Raw genomic sequence first — 15,702 nt, 5'->3', positions numbered from 1 at the left:
AGTTTGCGAAAGGCCTTACAGCGAATTCAAACAGCGTGATGCGATGCAATTTCGACAAAAGTAAACAGAAATCAGCCGGATCGGCTGGTTTTTCTTCAAGGAGGAAAAACTGTATCGATGAGCCCGCAATTTCTTATCATCCCTGGCGCGTTAACGAGTCTACGGGGGAGAGAGACAGCACGATTCGCTCAGCGCGCTTCGGGGAATATCGCCGGCTCAGGGTTACTCACTCAGCCGGAACGAGATTGACCCTGATGTGTACGCAGAACCGGCGACAAGCGGATCAGCGTGTGATCCTCAGCCCTTCCAGAAAGGTGCGGAAACTGTCGACGGCGCGTTTCGAGGTCGTTTCGGGGTCGTCGGAATTCGCGATCCACTGGGCTGCACTGCTGCTCGCCGCATTGATGAAACGCGCACAGGCCTCCGGATCAATGTCGACGATCGTCCCTTCCTGCTTCAGCGCATCGAGACTTCGCGCAACGGCCGAGATACAACCATTGGCATTTGGCCAACGTGAAGGGTCGCCGAGAACGGCTGGCCCATCACGGAACATGATCCGCTGGATTTCCGGCTCCAGAGCCATGAGAATGTAACCGACATTTTCCTCGACAAAACCCTCCCAACGCGTCGCGGCCCTAGACGAGATGTCACAGAGCCTTTTCGTCATCTCGGCGTCGATCTCACCCACAACCGCCAGCAGCAGGCCTTTCTTGTCGCCAAAATGGTGATAGAGCGCGCCGCGGGTCAGCCCTGCTTCGGCAGTGAAGTCGTCCATCGAAGCTTCGGCATAGCCGATGCTGCCAAATGCCTTGCGGCCAGCGACCAGAAGCTTCGCCCGCGTCTCGGCAATCATTTCACTGCGAGGTTTGCGCATTTTTTCTCCGAATTCTACATACGTCGCGTATACTAGTTGACATACGCGACGTATGCAATTATTTCATTTGCATACGCCACGTATGTTTGTGGTGGGTACTCCCTAAACAAGGTGCATCCCGATGTCTAATCCATATAGAGAAATTTTCCGGGCTCCGGGCGCCAAAGGCTTTTCCGCCGCAGGCTTCTTTGCCCGTCTTCCGATTGCGATGGCACCGATCGGCATCGTAGCCATGCTTTCCCAGACCCATGGCGAATATTGGCTTGCCGGTGCGGTCTCGGCAACCTTCGCGCTGACCAATGCCGCCGTTGCGCCGCAGATTTCGCGATTGGTGGACCGCAAGGGCCAGAGCAGCGTCCTTGTCCCGGCCACCATCATATCGGTCATCGCCTTTGCTATCCTGATTATCGCGACCAACCAGAGATGGCCTGCCTGGACGCTCTTTCTTTCGGCCTTCCTCGCCGCGGCCATGCCGAGCATTCCCGCGATGATGCGCGCCCGCTGGACGGAAATCTTCCGTGACCGGCCTGAGCTGAACACTGCTTTTGCATTTGAATCCGCCGCCGACGAACTTGTCTACATCGCCGGCGCCTCGCTCTCCGTCGGTCTCGCGGTCTCACTCTTTCCGGAAGCAGGTATGATGATCAGCACCGCCTCGCTGGCACTCGGTACCTTTGCCTTCCTGTTGCAACGATCGACCGAACCCAAGGTACGCGCGGTTGAAAGTGGCAGCAGGCAACATTCGGCTATCCGGCTGCGTTCGGTCCAGATCATCACGGTCGCCCTGATCTTCGTAGGCTCCACTTTCGCCACAGCCGAGGTAAGTGCCGTTGCCATCACCAAAGAACTCGGTCAACCGGAAGCCGCCAGCCTCGTCATCGGCGTCTATGCCATCGGTTCGTTTGTCGTCGGCCTGCTTCTGGGCGCGATCAACCCCAAAATGCCGCTGCAACGGCAATTGCTGATCGCCGTCAGCGTCCTTGCGCTCACCGCGCTGCCGCTCCTCTTTGCAAGCACGACAGTTTCCCTGCTTGCCTTCGCCGTATTCCTCAGCGGCGTTGCAATCTCTCCCATCTTCATCACCGCATTTGGCCTGATCGAGCGCCGCGTCCCGGAATCGATGCTGACGGAAGGCGTGACCTGGGTGATGACCGGCATCGGTATCGGCATGGCGCTCGGCGCCTTCATTTCCGGCTGGGTGATCGATAATTTCGGCCCGAGCAACGGCTTCTGGGTATCGATTGTCGCCACCCTGTCGACAGTCACCATTATCAGCCTCGGTCAGCGCAGCCTTTCTGGTAAGACCAACCGCTCTGCGACGACAGCCGCAGCGCAGCCAGCCGAGTAAAGCACAGACGTATGAAGCGCGCCGGCGCGCTTCTTGGCATAGCCGGCCGACGCAATGCACAATCGGCATGAAAAGCTGCACGCTATGTCGCCAAATAAAACAGTCTGGCATTGCGGTGGCCGATCGATGCCTGCTCGTCGGGCGAGAGCGTCGAAAGAAGCTCACTCGTCATACCGATCCATTCCGGTAGACCCGAGCCGAGATCGACCACCGGCCAGTCGCCGCCCCAGACCATTCTCTCAGGTCCGAACAGGTTGATCACGGTTTCCACATAGGGTGTCACGCTTTCCAGCGTCGCGCATCCCGGTGCACAATAGGCGGTGATGCCGGAGAGTTTGACGAAGAGATTGGGCAGCGTCGCCAAGTCGGCCATACGCCCACTCCACTCCCGAAAATCGTTTCCGGCAATGTCCGGCGTGCCGCAATGGTCGAGCATGAAGCGCACATCGGGGCAGGCCCCGACAAGTTCGGCGGCAATGGCAAGCTGCCGGGAATGAAAACACAGATCGACCGGCCATCCGGCCTTTCCAATCGTGCGCACGTTTCGTCGGTAATTTTCCTCGCGGCTGAGGTCGTCGGGCATAACGTGGAGAATGCGCCGGAAACCGACCACGTTGAGGTGGCGGCACTCCTCCAGCCAGGCTTCGAAACCATTATCCGTTTCCGGTCGGCAACTGGCGATCTGGCCGAACATCGGCAAGGCACCCTCGCCGATCATGCTGGCGATGAGGCGAGCCTCGGCCTGATAGTCGCCGTCATCCACCCCGCTTTCCATGAAGATCGTGCCGACTACGCCACATCCCTCGACAAGCGCTGTGTAATCAGCCCGGGTGAAGCTTCCCGCAAGGCTGGGCTCCCCTCGTGTCCAGGCATAACCGAGCTTGCCTCGCAAGATCAGATGCTGGTGAGTATCGATCAGATCCATGGCGTCCTCCTCCATGTCGTTGCGGTCAATTTTCGAGGGCGAGCGCGTCGAAACCCGCCCAGGCGGCGTCCGGCACGGCCGTTTCGAAAATAGACAGGTTGCGCAAAAGGCTGTCCGGTTTTGCGGTGCCGATCAGGACACTTGCGACATCGGCATTTTGCAGCGGAAAATGCAGGGCAGCGGCCGCAAGTGCAACCCCGTGCCCGGCAGCGTGGACCTCCATGGCACGCACCCGCTCCATGACATCTGCTGCTGCTTCACTATAGTTGAAAGTCGCACCCGGCCTTGCACCCGTCGCAAGAATGCCAGAGTTGAAGACGCCGCCGATGACGAGCGAGGTGCCGGTTTCCGCACACCGCCCCAGCAGCTTTGCTGCAGCCGACCGGTCGAGCAGCGTATAACGACCCGCCAGAAGAATGCAGTCGATCTCGTCTATCTCCATGAGGTTCAGACAAGCCGGAACCTCATTCACGCCAAGACCGAACGCGCCGATCCGGCCTGTCGCCTTCAACTCGTGCAGGGCCTCGATGCCGCTTTCGGTGAATATCCTGAAATGATGGCGATAGGCCTCTTCCCCAAGCGTGGTATCCTCCAGATCGTGGACATAGAGAATATCCACTGAACCGAGACCAAGCCGGGCGAGGCTTTGCTCATGCGAGCGCATGATGCCATCATAGCTGTAGTCGTATTCCACCACGAAAGGCAGTGCATCGACAAAACCGTAATCCGGTGTCACGCCCGCTTCAGCCGGTTTCAGGATCCGCCCGACCTTGGTGGACAGCACGAATTCGTCGCGTGGTTTCCCCTGAAGAAAATCCCCGAGGCGGCGTTCGGAAAGGCCCTGCCCGTAATAGGGTGCGGTATCGAAATAGCGGATGCCGGCGTCCCAGGCGGCTTGCAGCGTCTCCATCGCATCTTCGCGGCTGACGCTGCGATAGAGATTACCGATACCGGCCGCGCCGAAGGAAAGCTCGCTCAGCGACAGCGCCGTGCGACCAAGTTTGCGGGTTTTCATGCGGTACCCTCCTCGCGGCGAAGCTGGCGCTCAATGGTGCGGATGACGCCGCGGAGTTCGCCGAGCCCCTTCATGCGGCCAATGTAGGAATATCCGGGATTGGTCTTTTTGGTGATGTCATCACCCAGCAGATGGCCGTGGTCAGGCCGCATTGGAATATTGGTGCGGCGGCCAGCCTTGGCGGCGGCCCGCTCCTCGCGCAACAATGCCTCGATGACTCCAATCATGTCCGTTCCGCCATCCAGATGATCGTCCTCAAAGAAGGAACCATCCGCTTCAACGGTCACATTCCGAAGATGGGCGAAATTGATGCGAGACGCGAACTCCCGTGCCATCGCCACAAGATCATTGTCGCTGCGGGCGCCGTATGAGCCGGTACAAAGGGTGATGCCATTGTTCGGGCTTTCAACGGCCGAGAGGATGGCGCGAATATCTGCAGGTGTCGAGACAACGCGCGGCAGGCCGAACAGGGAGAACGGTGGATCATCAGGGTGGATGCCGAGATGCACGCCCACCTCTTCCGCCACCGGCACGACCTCTCTCAGAAAGGCCAGAAGATTGCCCTGCATGGTCGCGCTGTCGATGCCATCGAACGAAGCAATCAGAGCGGCGATGGATTCGCGCGTCTGCACCAGGGCGCCGCCCGGCAGGCCGGCGATGATGTTACGCTCGAGAAGCGACTGGTCATCTTCGCTCATTTGCGCAAAACGCTTTTCGGCTCGCGCCACGAGCGCAGGATCGTAATTTTCAGCAGCACGAACACGCTTCAGGATGAAGACGTCATAGGCGACGAAATCCGCCATTTCGAAGCGCAGCGCCAATCCGGTATTGCGTGCCTGCCAGCGCAGGTTCGTGCGTGTCCAGTCCACCACCGGCATGAAATTGTAGCAGACGACGGGAACGCCCGCGTGACCGAGACGGGAGAGTGTATCTTTCCAGCGCGCAATCGCCTTCGGCGCATCGGCATCGCCGCGCTTGATGGACTGTTCCATCGGAATGGATTCGCAGACACTCCATTCCAGGCCGGCTGCCTCGATCATCGCCTTGCGTTTGGCGATCTCTTCGACCGGCCACGCCGTGCCGTCGGGGATCTGGTGCAGCGCCGTTACAACGCCGCTGGCGCCGGTCTGCCGCACATGCTGCAAGGTGATGGGGTCCGATTCACCGAACCAGCGCCAGGTTTCCTTCATATTCTACTCCTCCGAAAAATGCCGTTCGATGGCGCCGAGCGCGCCGTATTGGACGATGTCGCGATAGGCCGCCCGAAGCGCCGTTACGAATGCCTCATCCGCCTGCCATTCAGGCCCGAAGACGCGACGGAATGTTAAAAACCGGTCGATGACCGCGTCCTGCTCCTCGCCGTTGCCGGTGGGTGCACTCCATTCGGAAAATGCCGGATCGGCCATGACAATTGCCTCTCCCCGCTCGTTCAGCGCTGCGCAGGACCGTATCCACATCGCAACCGCAAAAAGAGCGGCCTTATTCGGCGCGCCTGCGGCACGTAGCTCCGCAAGCGGCGCGAGAATGCGTTGCGGCACTTTCTGTGAAGCGTCAGAGGCGATCTGGGCGGCGCGATGACGAAGGGCGGGGTTGGCGAAACGCTGGCGCAGACCGGCAACATAGTCTGGTCCGCTGACGGCCGGGCTCAATGTCGAACCAACCTCCCGCCAGTAACGGTCGACGTAACCGCGTACACGCGCATCGGCATAGATATCGGCGATCGTCTCAAGCCCGCTGCATTGGCCGATTGCGGCCATGGCGGTGTGAGCGCCGTTCAGCATCCTGAGCTTCATATGCTCATACGGCTCGACCTCATCAACGATTTCGGCACCTGACAGCTCGATGCCGGGGCGACCGTGCGGAAAGCGATCCTCGATTACCCAGCGGAAGTAGGGTTCCGCAATTACCGGCCAGGCATCCTCGCAGCCGAGACGCGCCGTCACACGCTCGCGGTCAGTTGCGGTGGTGGCGGGCACGATGCGGTCCACCATGACGCAGGGGCAGGAGAGATTTTCCGCGATGAAGGCAGCGAGATCATTATCGGTGAGACCAGCCATCTCCACCAGAAGACGGTGCAGGATGCGACCGTTGGACGGAAGATTGTCGCAGGAGAGCAAAGTCAGCGGCACAGCCCCGGCGGCCCGCCGGCGTCTTGTCGCTTCCAGCAGAAAACCGAGCGCGGAGCGCGGCTTTTGCGGATGCGCCAGATCATGAACGACATCGGGATGGTCACGAAGAAGCGTGCCCGCCGACAAATCGGCGAGGTAACCCTTTTCCGTGACCGTCAACGTGACGATTCTGACCCGCGGATCGGTCATGGCTTGCAGCAGCCGCTCCGGATCCTCAGGAGCGACGATGGTCTCGAGGATTGAACCGACAATCCGCAGCGTTTCGTTTTCACCGTCACGCAGGCAGAATGTATAGAGATTGTCCTGCGGCGCGATGGCATCGCGAGTATCGGGGCTGCGCAGCGAGGCAGCGACAATGCCCCAGCCGGTTTCGCCACGCGCCAGGCAATCGTCGATGAAGACCGCCTGATGGGCGCGGTGAAAAGCGCCAACGCCGAGATGCACGATACCCGGTGTCACCGCTTTGCGGTCATAGGCGGGCAAAAGGACGTCGTTTGGCAGATGCGGCAACGCAAGGGACGAGAGGCGTTCTGTCATGGTCATTTATCTCCGTATCTCAGCCGAATTGCAGGCCGCCATTCATGTCAACGACAGTGCCGGTCATGAAGCCGGACAGCGGCGAGGCGAGGAAACCTACGGTATGGGCCACCTCCTCCGGCTGGCAGAACCGCCCGACCGGAATGGCTGCAAGCTGGCGCTGGCGGTCTTCCTCTGACAGTTGCTCCATGATCATCGGCGAAACCACATAGGCCGGCGCGACTGCATTGGCGGTGACGCCGAAAGGGGCAAGTTCGCGAGCGGACGAGTAAGTGAGGCCCACCAGCGCCGATTTCGAGACCGAATAGGCCGTGCCCGCCGTCAGGCCACCGGACTTCCAGGCATAGGACGAGATGTTGATCAGCCGCCCCCAGCGGTTTTCCTTCATGGCGGGAACGACGGCCTGCGTCAGCAGCAGGGCGGCATCGAGATTGACGGCCATCAGCCTGTGCCAGTCATCAAGCGTGGTCGCTCCCAGCTTGTGCGGCGACAGCACACCGGCATTGTTGACGAGAATGTCTATGACCTCGAAACGGTTGGCGACATCTTTCATGACGGCCTGCAGCGCAGTCGCATCGCCGAGATCGACGGCGACGGGATCACAAGCACCGCCAAACCCCTCCGCAAGCGCCGCAACAGCTTCGATGTCGCGATCGAAGGCGATTACCCTCGCCCCTTGCGCGACCAGCGCCGCAACCACGGCACGGCCGATGCCGCCACAAGCGCCTGTCACGAGCGCCGTCTTGTGTTTCAGTTCCATTCTGTCTCCTCCACGTCCACTATCAAATGGACAAATGCTTCCGCTCTTCTTCAGGCAACTGTTCGTAGATCACGAAAACCATATCCAGATGCGTCACCAGCGCCTTTTCCGCACCTTCGGCATCGCCACGATCGAGAGCATCCACGACTGCCAGATGCTCTTCGATGACGGCGGGCAATCGTTCCGGCTTTGCCCAATAACGATGGAACCGCGACAGGGTCACCTTGGCGGCAAGGATCGCCTGCCAGACACCTTCGCGACCGGAAAACGTGCCGAGCAGGCGATGAAACGCCTCGTCGGCATGGAAGAAGCCGGATGCGTCGTTGGCGGCAATCACTCTTTCCTGCTCGGCGATGACGTCGCGCATCGTACGGCTCATTTCTTTCGTCCACTTCGGCGCGACTTCGCGCAGCAAAGCCACTTCGAGTGAACGGCGGATAAAATGGCTGTCCTGAATTTCGCCAAGCCTGATCGGCGCAACAAAGCTGCCGAGTTGCGGATAGACGTCCACAAGACCCTCTTCCGACAGGCGCTGGATCGCGGCACGCACCGGGGTGCGCGACACCGAAAACTGACGGCAGATCGAGTTTTCACTGATCGGCGCACCGGGCGCTAGGCGGACCTCGACGATCGCCTGACGCAACGCCGCATGAACCTGATCGGCAACCGAGCCATAACGATTGACCACAAGCTCCACGCTTTCGATTCCGGAGCCGGGGGCCTCTTGATGAGAGCCGCGCCCAGTGAAACCGGCAGTGGTGTTTTTCGTCATGAACGCTCCCCTTCAAAAGGCGGTCGTGAAAATCTCATTGCTACTTGGATACAAGTATACTAGTGTCCATGGTGCTTACGCAAGTCGGCTGTTGGGAGAAAGAGCGATTAAGGGAGGTTCCAGTCGCTTTTTTTAAGGAGCAGGCCGTTTCATGGAGGAGAAAAACATGACGTATTTCATGCGCAGCCTCGTCGCTGCCGCAATCATCGGCGCGGGAGCGTGCGGTGTCGCGCAGGCGGCGGACGCCAGCAAGATCGCCCTCGTTCCGGGCGGTCCGCACCCTTATTTCGCCGCCTGGGAACAGGCCGGCAAGGACGCGGCCAAGGACTTCGGCCTGGCTGGCGCCGACTATAAGGTGCCGCAAAAGTGGGAACTGGCACAGCAGAACCAGCTTCTCGAAAGCCTTCTGAGCCAGGGTTATAACGGCTTCCTGATTTTCCCAGGCGATCCCGTCGGCGCGGTCTCGACAGCAGAGGAACTGACCGGCAACGGCGCGAATGTGATTGCTGGCGCCGGATGCTTCAAGGACCCCTCGCCCGCCGCCTTCTGCCTTGGTACCGACACCGGTAATTCCGCTTATCTCGGCACCAAGGAGCTGATCAAGGCGATGGGAGCGGGCAAAAAACGCATCGCTCATTTCACCGGCTTCCTTGTTGACCCCAACACCCAGCTTCGTATCGATGCCGTAAAAAAGGCAGCTGACGAAGCCGGCGCCGAGGTCGTTCAGGTCATCGCCGATATCGACGCGCCGGAACCGGCGGAAGAAAAGATCAGCGCCTACCTGGCCGCCCACGCTTCCGAAGTGGACGGTATCGTGACCACAGCCTGGGTTCCTGCTGTCGTTGCCTCCAACGCACTGCGCAAGATCGGCGACAAGCGTATCCACATGGTCGGCATCGACCACGACGAAGTCGTGCTGAAAGCGATCAAGGACGGTTTCGTCGACGGCACGATGCTTCAGAACCCCTATGGCCAGGGTTATATCGGCGCGTTTGCACTGAGCAAACTTCAGGCCGGCTGCAAGGTGAAAGAAGATGCGCCGTTCAAATCCAATGCGCTGACGACCAAGTTCATCGATTCCGGCACCGCCTATGTCGATGCCGCCAAGGTGGACAACTACATCGATGCCATGCGCGCCGAGACTAAAAAGCTGCTCACCAACTTCGATACGACCTATCTGAGCTGCAACTAATCATGCCTTGAGCAATTGCCGGGCGGCAAACGACCGCGCCCGGCAATCTGCCCCGCCAGAAAATATTCTTTCAGGCGGCAGCGCAATGACCAGGCGACCCGCGCAGGCGCTTCGGGCGAACCAATACCGGGACAGTTTCATGACCGTGAACGATACTTTGCTCACAAAGGGCTCGCAGGAGGGCGACAGACGAATGGGGTCCAGCCTTTCGCAAGGCCGCTTTTTTCTGACCAATGAATTTGGCCTCATTCTGCTGATCGTCGTCTTCGCCGTCATTTTTGGCGTCGCGGCCAGCGGCTTCCTTTCGCCTTTCAATCTGTTCACGCTTGGTCGCAGTGCCGCGATCAACATCATGATCGGCCTGTCGATGATGGCGGTGATCGTGACTGGCGGCCTCAATCTTGCCGTTGGAGCGATCGGCGTCTCGGCGGCCATGGCCTGTGGTTATCTGATCGAGGTGCTTGGCGTGCCGTGGCCGCTCGCCCTCATTGGCGGTCTCGCCACCGGCGCGGCGCTCGGTTTCGTCAATGGCTGGACCGTCATCCGCACGGGGCTGCACAGCTTCATCATCACGCTTGCCACCATGAGCATCTTTTTCGGCGTGATGATCTTCCTGACGCGCGCCGAGGCCTACCGTGGCCTACCGCCGATCTTCGCCGCCTTCGGAAAAATGAAGCTCGCGACCTATTTCTCGCCGCTGCTTCTCGTCACGCTCGCAACGGCGCTTGCCCTGTCCTTTCTCTACCGACGCACCGTTCTTGGCCGCGAAATGCTGGCGGCAGGCGCACGCCCGGAAGCGGCGGAACTTTCCGGCATTCGGGTCGACCGTATCTTCATTGCCTGTCACATGCTGTCGGGCCTGCTTGCAGCACTCGCCGCCCTGATGCTGGTGACGCGCACGGGCGCCGCCATTCCTTCCATGGCAGGCCAGCTTGGGCAGGACTGGCTTCTGCCAGCATTTCTCGGCCCGGTTCTCGGTGGCACGCTTTTGCAGGGCGGCAAGGTTTCGGTGCTCGGCACCTGTCTTGGCGCACTTTTGGTCACCATGCTCACCAGCGGCCTGCTGCTGCTTCAGCTCGGTGAATTCTGGGTCCAGACATTTCTCGGCCTGCTGCTGTTGCTAGCGGTTTTGATGGACAAGGCGCGGCGAAGCTATCTCGCCCGACGTAACCTGGCTTGAGGACTGGACGATGAAGACCGACAACACCCTTCTACGCCTTGCCAGAACCGACTGGTTCGGCCCTCTATTGGTCACGGTGCTGGCAATCGCGCTTATCCGCAGCTTCAGCCCCAACTTCCTCTCTTCCTTCAACATCCAGATTTTGCTTCTTGCAATCGCGGTCAATGCGCTCATCGCCTTTTCCCAGATGATCATCATTGCCATTGGCCAGATGAACCTGTCCGTGGGCGCAATCGGCGGACTGGCGGCAATATCCTTTGCGGGACTGATGCAGGTCTGGGGGCTTCCGGCACCGGTGGCCGCCATTGCTGCGGTACTGATCGGTGTTGTCTGCGGCATGCTCAACGGTCTGCTGATCGCCATCACAGGCATTTCCGCCTTCGTCATCACACTGGCGACCCTGTCGATCTACAAGGGTATCAACCTCGGCATCACCCGGGCGGAGCCGTTCTACGGCGTGCCGGAATCGGTGAAAGCCTTCGGCTCGGCACTGCTCGTTGGCCCGGTTCCGTGGCTCGCCGCACCCACCATCATCATTGCATTCGCGCTGTGGTTCATGCTGCGCCGCCAGCCGATAGGCCGCTTCATCCTTGCCATTGGCGGCAACAGCCATGCGGCAGAGCTTTCCGGCATTTCGATCCGCACGACAATGATTGTGGCGCACGGCATTTCCGGCCTCCTGGCGTCGGTCGCCGGCATTCTGCTCGTATCCCGCCTGCAGATCGGCCAGCCGTCCATTGGCGATGACTGGCTCATCCTGTCCTTTGCCGCACCCGTTATCGGCGGTGCCGTACTGGCTGGCGGGCATGTCAGCGTGGGGGCGACCCTGCTCGGCGTCGTCATCGTTGCCATCATCACGCAGGCACTCGTGCTGTTCTCCATCGATCCGTTCCTCGTGCAGGTGGTGCTTGGCGCAATGATCCTCGCCGCCGTCGGCATCAACCGCCTGCGCGAAACGCATCTCGGCAAAAAGACAGGAAAGGCCTGACATCATGGACAAGCAACCTGTTTTTCAGGCGCGCAACATCGAAAAAGTGTTTCCCGGCGTTCGGGCGCTCAAGGGCGTCAATCTTTCGCTGGAGCCGGGATCGATCCACGCGTTGCTAGGTGAGAACGGCGCCGGCAAATCGACGTTGATCAAGGTCATTACCGGCGTCCACCATCAGAGCAGTGGCCAAATCCTTGTCGATGGGCAGGAAGTACGCTTCGGCAACCCGCGCGAGGCCATTGCCCGCGGCATCGGTGTCGTCCATCAGGAACGCAACCTCATCCCGCGCTTCTCGATTGCCGAGAATATCCACATGGAAAAGCTTGGGGCGCACTATCTCAAACCCATCGACTACGCCGCGCTGAACCGCGACGCACGCCGCTGGCTGCAGGCTCTCAATCTGGAAGTCGATCCGGCGATGCCGGTATCCGAGCTTTCCGTTGCGCAAATGCAGCTCGTGGAAATTGCGAAGGCGCTTTCCCTGCAAAGCCGGGTTCTTTTGCTCGACGAACCCACGACATCGCTGACCCCGAGCGAAACGGACAACCTCTTCCGCATTCTGCGCCGCCTGCGCGATGATGGCGCAAGCCTGGTCTTCGTCAGCCACAAGTTGGAGGAGGTTCTCGACATTTGCGACCGGGTGACGGTGCTGAGGGATGGCGAAAACGCCTGCGAAAGCCGGTCGATGGAAGGTCTCGGACGCCAGGACCTGGTGCGCCTGATGATTGGCCGTGCCGAAGGCGGCGGTGGCTGGCGCAAACGCGCGGTCGAGCACAATCCGCTGGTGCTTGAACTCAAAGGTGTTTCTACCGCAATCGGCCATCGCGATGTCAGTCTTTCCGTGCGCAAGGGTGAAATCGTCGGCCTTTACGGGCTGGTGGGCGCTGGGCGCACCGAATTGGCAAAATCGATCATGGGTAAATTCGCCGTCACGGAGGGCGAAGTCCGGATCGAAGATCGCCCGGCCCGCATCCGCTCCGTTGCCGAAGCCATCCACGAATACGGCGTCGGTTACGTCAGCGAGGACCGCAAGGGTGACGGCCTCATTCTCCAGCATTCCGTTCTCGCCAATGCGGGCGTTCCCATCTGGCGCAAGCTCTCAAACGCATTCGGCGTGCTTTCCGACAGCCGCATCCGTGCGGCGGTCACCCCTTTCCTGCAGAAACTTGAGGTGAAGACGCCGAGCCTGAGCCAGACCGTGGGTAATCTTTCCGGCGGCAACCAGCAGAAGATCAGCGTCGCCAAGTGGCTTGCCGCCGACGTGAAGCTGCTGATTGTAGACGAACCTTCTGTTGGCATCGACATCAAGACCAAGGCCTATCTGCACGATCTGCTGCGCGAGCTTGCAGACGGCGGCACCGCCATTCTCGTCATCACCAGTGACATGCCGGAGATGGTGGCACTGGCCGACCGCATTGTTGTCATGGACCGCTATCGGGTTAAAGGCGTGGTCGAAAACAATGGCGTCTATGCCGATATGAGCGAGGGTATCATGGGCTTGATCCATGATGCGGAGCGCGAAACGGCCCTTTCACGTCAGGCATGACGCACGGCCTTGCCGAAGTGTCATCGCAAAAACCGCACGCTGTTCCGGTAGGGCGTCAGGTACCATCGGACGGCTGCTCGAAATCTCTCCCGGCACGACGCCTTCTGCTGGGCGGGACGCCGTATTTCTGGGTGTAGCAACGGGTGAAATGGGCAGCGGTCGAGAACCCCGTCAGCAAGGCCACGTCAACGATCGAAAGCGAGGTCTGCTGCAGCAGCTCATCCGCCTTTGCCAGCCGAAGACCACGGTAAAAAGACATCATGGACTGGTCGAAATGGCTGGAAAACAGACGGTGGAGCTGGCGAATACTGCTGCCGCACAATTGGCCCAGCTGCTCCGGCGACAGGGGATCCGCAACATGGGTCGTCATGAGTTCAATTGCAGCTTCGAGTACCGGGTGGTGGACGTTGAAACGTTGGCCGGCGCGGCCCAACTGAGGCTCATCGGCCGTTCTCAAACGCGGATGTATGAACCATTCGCTGACATCGCGCGCGAAGGCAGAACCATGGTCTTTCGCAATAAAAGCCCCCATCATGTCAATGGCGGCAACGCCGCCCGCGCAAGTGTAGCGATCGCGATCGATGACGTAGAGCGCACGCTCGATCAGGAGATCGCTGGCATATTCACTAAGCGGATCGATGTGGGTCCAGTGAACGGTAAAACGTCTGCCCGTCATCAGACCGGATTTAGCAAGGATCGCCGCGCCGCCGGAAATGCCTCCGAGCTTGACACCCCGCTGGTTGAGCGCGCGCAGGTTGCGCACAAGTGCCGGATCTTCATAGAGCATGGGATTTCCGCCCGCGACGATGAAGACCAGATCCAGCTTCTCAGACAAAGCCCGCGAAACGGGCGCGGTATCGAAACCTCCGCCTGACGTGGATGCGCCAAACCCGCCATTCGCCGAGTAAAATCGGCAATGGTAGAGCGTTTTGCCGGCAAGGTGATTGGCCGCGCGCAGCGGCTCAACCGCCGCAGCCAACGACATCAGCGCATAACCCTCAATGAGTATGAACCCGATCGACATCGACCCTTCGGCGTGCATGACCTGCTCCAAGACAATCCCCAGGGCAAGCTTAGCCGACTTGGCCAAAATGGACAATAATGCGTCCGTCACGGATAAAAAAATCGTCCGGTATCGCGCTATAAACTTGGACAACCGCCCTGTTTTCGAGGAACACAGATTTGCGCTATTCGGCTCTCCAGGTTTTCAAACAGGCCCTGACCGGCCACAAGGGCTGGCGCCCACTGTGGCGGAACCCCGATCCGCAACCTCATTACGATTTCATCATTGTTGGCGGTGGCGGTCATGGACTTGCAACGGCCTATTATCTAGCCAAGACCTTCTCCAAGTCGCGGATCGCCGTTCTGGAAAAAGGCTGGCTGGGATCAGGAAACATCGGGCGCAACACCACGATCATCCGCTCAAACTATCTGCTGCCCGGAAACGAGCCATTCTATGAGTTTTCGATGAAACTCTGGGAAGGGCTTGAACAGGAATTCAATTTCAATGCGATGGTAAGCCAGCGCGGCATTGTGAACCTGTTCCACACCGACGCGCAGCGCGATGCCTACCGCCGTCGCGGCAACGCCATGCTGCTGGCCGGTGCGGACGCGCAACTGCTGGCGCAAGACGATCTCCGCGCTATGATCCCGTTTCTCAATTTCGAAAATGCACGCTTTCCGATCAAGGGCGGCCTTTACCAGCGCCGCGCTGGAACTGCCCGCCACGATGGCGTTGCCTGGGGTTACGCGCGTGGCGCCGATCTGGCAGGGGTCGATCTTATCCAGAACTGCGAAGTCCAGGGATTTCGCATCGAGGATGGAACGATCAAGGGCGTGGAAACCAGCCGTGGCTACATCGGTGCCGGAAAGGTCGGCGTCGCCGTGGCGGGATCGACCGGCCGCGTCATGGCCATGGCGGGCATGCGTCTGCCTATTGAAAGCCATGTGCTGCAAGCCTTCGTTTCGGAAGGGCTGAAGCCGACCATACCGGGCGTCATAACCTTCGGAGCAGGCCATTTCTACGTCAGCCAGTCCGACAAGGGTGGCCTGGTCTTCGGTGGCGATATCGACGGCTATAATTCCTATGCCCAGCGCGGCAATCTGCCCGTCATCGAAGATGTCGCCGAGGGCGGCATGGCGCTGATGCCGATGATCGGCCGGGCGCGCCTGCTGCGCATATGGGGTGGCATCATGGACATGTCGATGGACGGTTCACCGATCATCGACCACACGCCTGTGAAGGGCCTCTATCTCAATGCCGGCTGGTGTTACGGCGGCTTCAAGGCGACGCCGGCCAGCGGCTATGCATTCGCGCACCTGCTGGCCACGGATACCCCGCATGATACGGCCAAGGCCTACCGGCTCGACCGGTTCGAAAAGGGCTATGTCATCGACGAAAAGGGCGCCGGTGCCCAACCGAACCTTCACTGAGGC

General features: G+C 59.9%; 14 protein-coding genes. 6 read left to right on the top strand and 8 right to left on the bottom strand.

The window, feature by feature from the left end:
- Nucleotides 1-283: 283 nt before the first annotated feature.
- On the bottom strand, nucleotides 284-874 hold the full coding sequence (locus F617_RS0122950; RefSeq protein WP_003518207.1) for a TetR/AcrR family transcriptional regulator: 591 nt from the start codon (nucleotides 872-874) through the stop codon (nucleotides 284-286).
- Nucleotides 875-995: 121 nt separating this feature from the next.
- Here F617_RS0122950 and F617_RS0122945 point away from each other — a divergent pair, with 121 nt between their 5' ends.
- Nucleotides 996-2,222 (top strand): MFS transporter, encoded by a 1,227-nt coding sequence (locus F617_RS0122945; RefSeq protein ID WP_019566877.1) that lies wholly within the window; start codon nucleotides 996-998, stop codon nucleotides 2,220-2,222.
- Between the two features lie 82 nt (nucleotides 2,223-2,304).
- Here the strand turns inward: F617_RS0122945 and F617_RS0122940 are convergent, their stop codons facing one another.
- From F617_RS0122940 to F617_RS0122915, 6 genes are read right to left on the bottom strand one after another with little or no spacing between them, the layout of a single operon-like run.
- Complete coding sequence (locus tag F617_RS0122940) at nucleotides 2,305-3,147, bottom strand: amidohydrolase (RefSeq protein WP_026331029.1); 843 nt, start codon at nucleotides 3,145-3,147, stop codon at nucleotides 2,305-2,307.
- 25 nt (nucleotides 3,148-3,172) lie between these two features.
- Nucleotides 3,173-4,162 carry an aldo/keto reductase gene (locus tag F617_RS0122935; protein ID WP_019566875.1) on the bottom strand — a complete coding sequence of 330 codons (990 nt, stop codon included), beginning with the start codon at nucleotides 4,160-4,162 and terminating at the stop codon, nucleotides 3,173-3,175.
- Nucleotides 4,159-5,352: a mannonate dehydratase gene (gene uxuA / locus F617_RS0122930; RefSeq protein WP_019566874.1), complete on the bottom strand. Its 1,194-nt coding sequence runs from the start codon at nucleotides 5,350-5,352 to the stop codon at nucleotides 4,159-4,161. The genes F617_RS0122935 and uxuA overlap by 4 nt, the downstream gene beginning before the upstream one ends.
- 3 nt (nucleotides 5,353-5,355) lie before the next feature.
- Entirely contained in the window at nucleotides 5,356-6,828 is a 1,473-nt protein-coding gene (locus tag F617_RS0122925) for a mannitol dehydrogenase family protein (RefSeq protein WP_026331028.1), read from the bottom strand.
- Nucleotides 6,829-6,847: 19 nt separating this feature from the next.
- Complete coding sequence (locus F617_RS0122920; protein WP_003518213.1) at nucleotides 6,848-7,588, bottom strand: SDR family NAD(P)-dependent oxidoreductase; 741 nt, start codon at nucleotides 7,586-7,588, stop codon at nucleotides 6,848-6,850.
- Nucleotides 7,589-7,610: 22 nt separating this feature from the next.
- Nucleotides 7,611-8,360 (bottom strand): GntR family transcriptional regulator, encoded by a 750-nt coding sequence (locus F617_RS0122915; RefSeq protein ID WP_019566872.1) that lies wholly within the window; start codon nucleotides 8,358-8,360, stop codon nucleotides 7,611-7,613.
- 151 nt (nucleotides 8,361-8,511) lie between these two features.
- Here F617_RS0122915 and F617_RS0122910 point away from each other — a divergent pair, with 151 nt between their 5' ends.
- The 4 genes from F617_RS0122910 (at nucleotide 8,512) to F617_RS0122895 (ending at nucleotide 13,266) form a co-directional block, all read left to right on the top strand.
- Entirely contained in the window at nucleotides 8,512-9,552 is a 1,041-nt protein-coding gene (locus F617_RS0122910) for a sugar ABC transporter substrate-binding protein (protein WP_019566871.1), read from the top strand.
- A 139-nt stretch (nucleotides 9,553-9,691) separates the two neighbouring features.
- Entirely contained in the window at nucleotides 9,692-10,732 is a 1,041-nt protein-coding gene (locus tag F617_RS0122905) for an ABC transporter permease (RefSeq protein ID WP_019566870.1), read from the top strand.
- 10 nt (nucleotides 10,733-10,742) lie between these two features.
- A complete protein-coding gene (locus tag F617_RS0122900) occupies nucleotides 10,743-11,720 on the top strand; it encodes an ABC transporter permease (protein ID WP_019566869.1) in 978 nt (325 codons plus the stop codon).
- A gap of 4 nt (nucleotides 11,721-11,724) precedes the next feature.
- Entirely contained in the window at nucleotides 11,725-13,266 is a 1,542-nt protein-coding gene (locus tag F617_RS0122895) for a sugar ABC transporter ATP-binding protein (protein ID WP_019566868.1), read from the top strand.
- 55 nt (nucleotides 13,267-13,321) lie between these two features.
- Here F617_RS0122895 and F617_RS0122890 read toward each other — a convergent pair whose 3' ends face one another.
- On the bottom strand, nucleotides 13,322-14,308 hold the full coding sequence (locus F617_RS0122890) for a GlxA family transcriptional regulator (protein WP_019566867.1): 987 nt from the start codon (nucleotides 14,306-14,308) through the stop codon (nucleotides 13,322-13,324).
- Nucleotides 14,309-14,448: 140 nt separating this feature from the next.
- Between F617_RS0122890 and F617_RS0122885 the strand changes: the two genes are divergently transcribed.
- Nucleotides 14,449-15,699, top strand: a complete 1,251-nt coding sequence (locus F617_RS0122885) for a sarcosine oxidase subunit beta family protein (protein WP_019566866.1) — start codon at nucleotides 14,449-14,451, stop codon at nucleotides 15,697-15,699.
- The last annotated feature ends 3 nt before the right edge of the window (nucleotides 15,700-15,702 follow it).

The sequence above is a fragment of the Agrobacterium sp. 10MFCol1.1 genome, from assembly GCF_000381165.1.
Lineage (GTDB): Bacteria > Pseudomonadota > Alphaproteobacteria > Rhizobiales > Rhizobiaceae > Agrobacterium > Agrobacterium tumefaciens.
The sequence above is the reverse complement of the archived record's forward strand: the minus strand, read 5'-3'. Positions and strand labels throughout refer to the sequence as shown.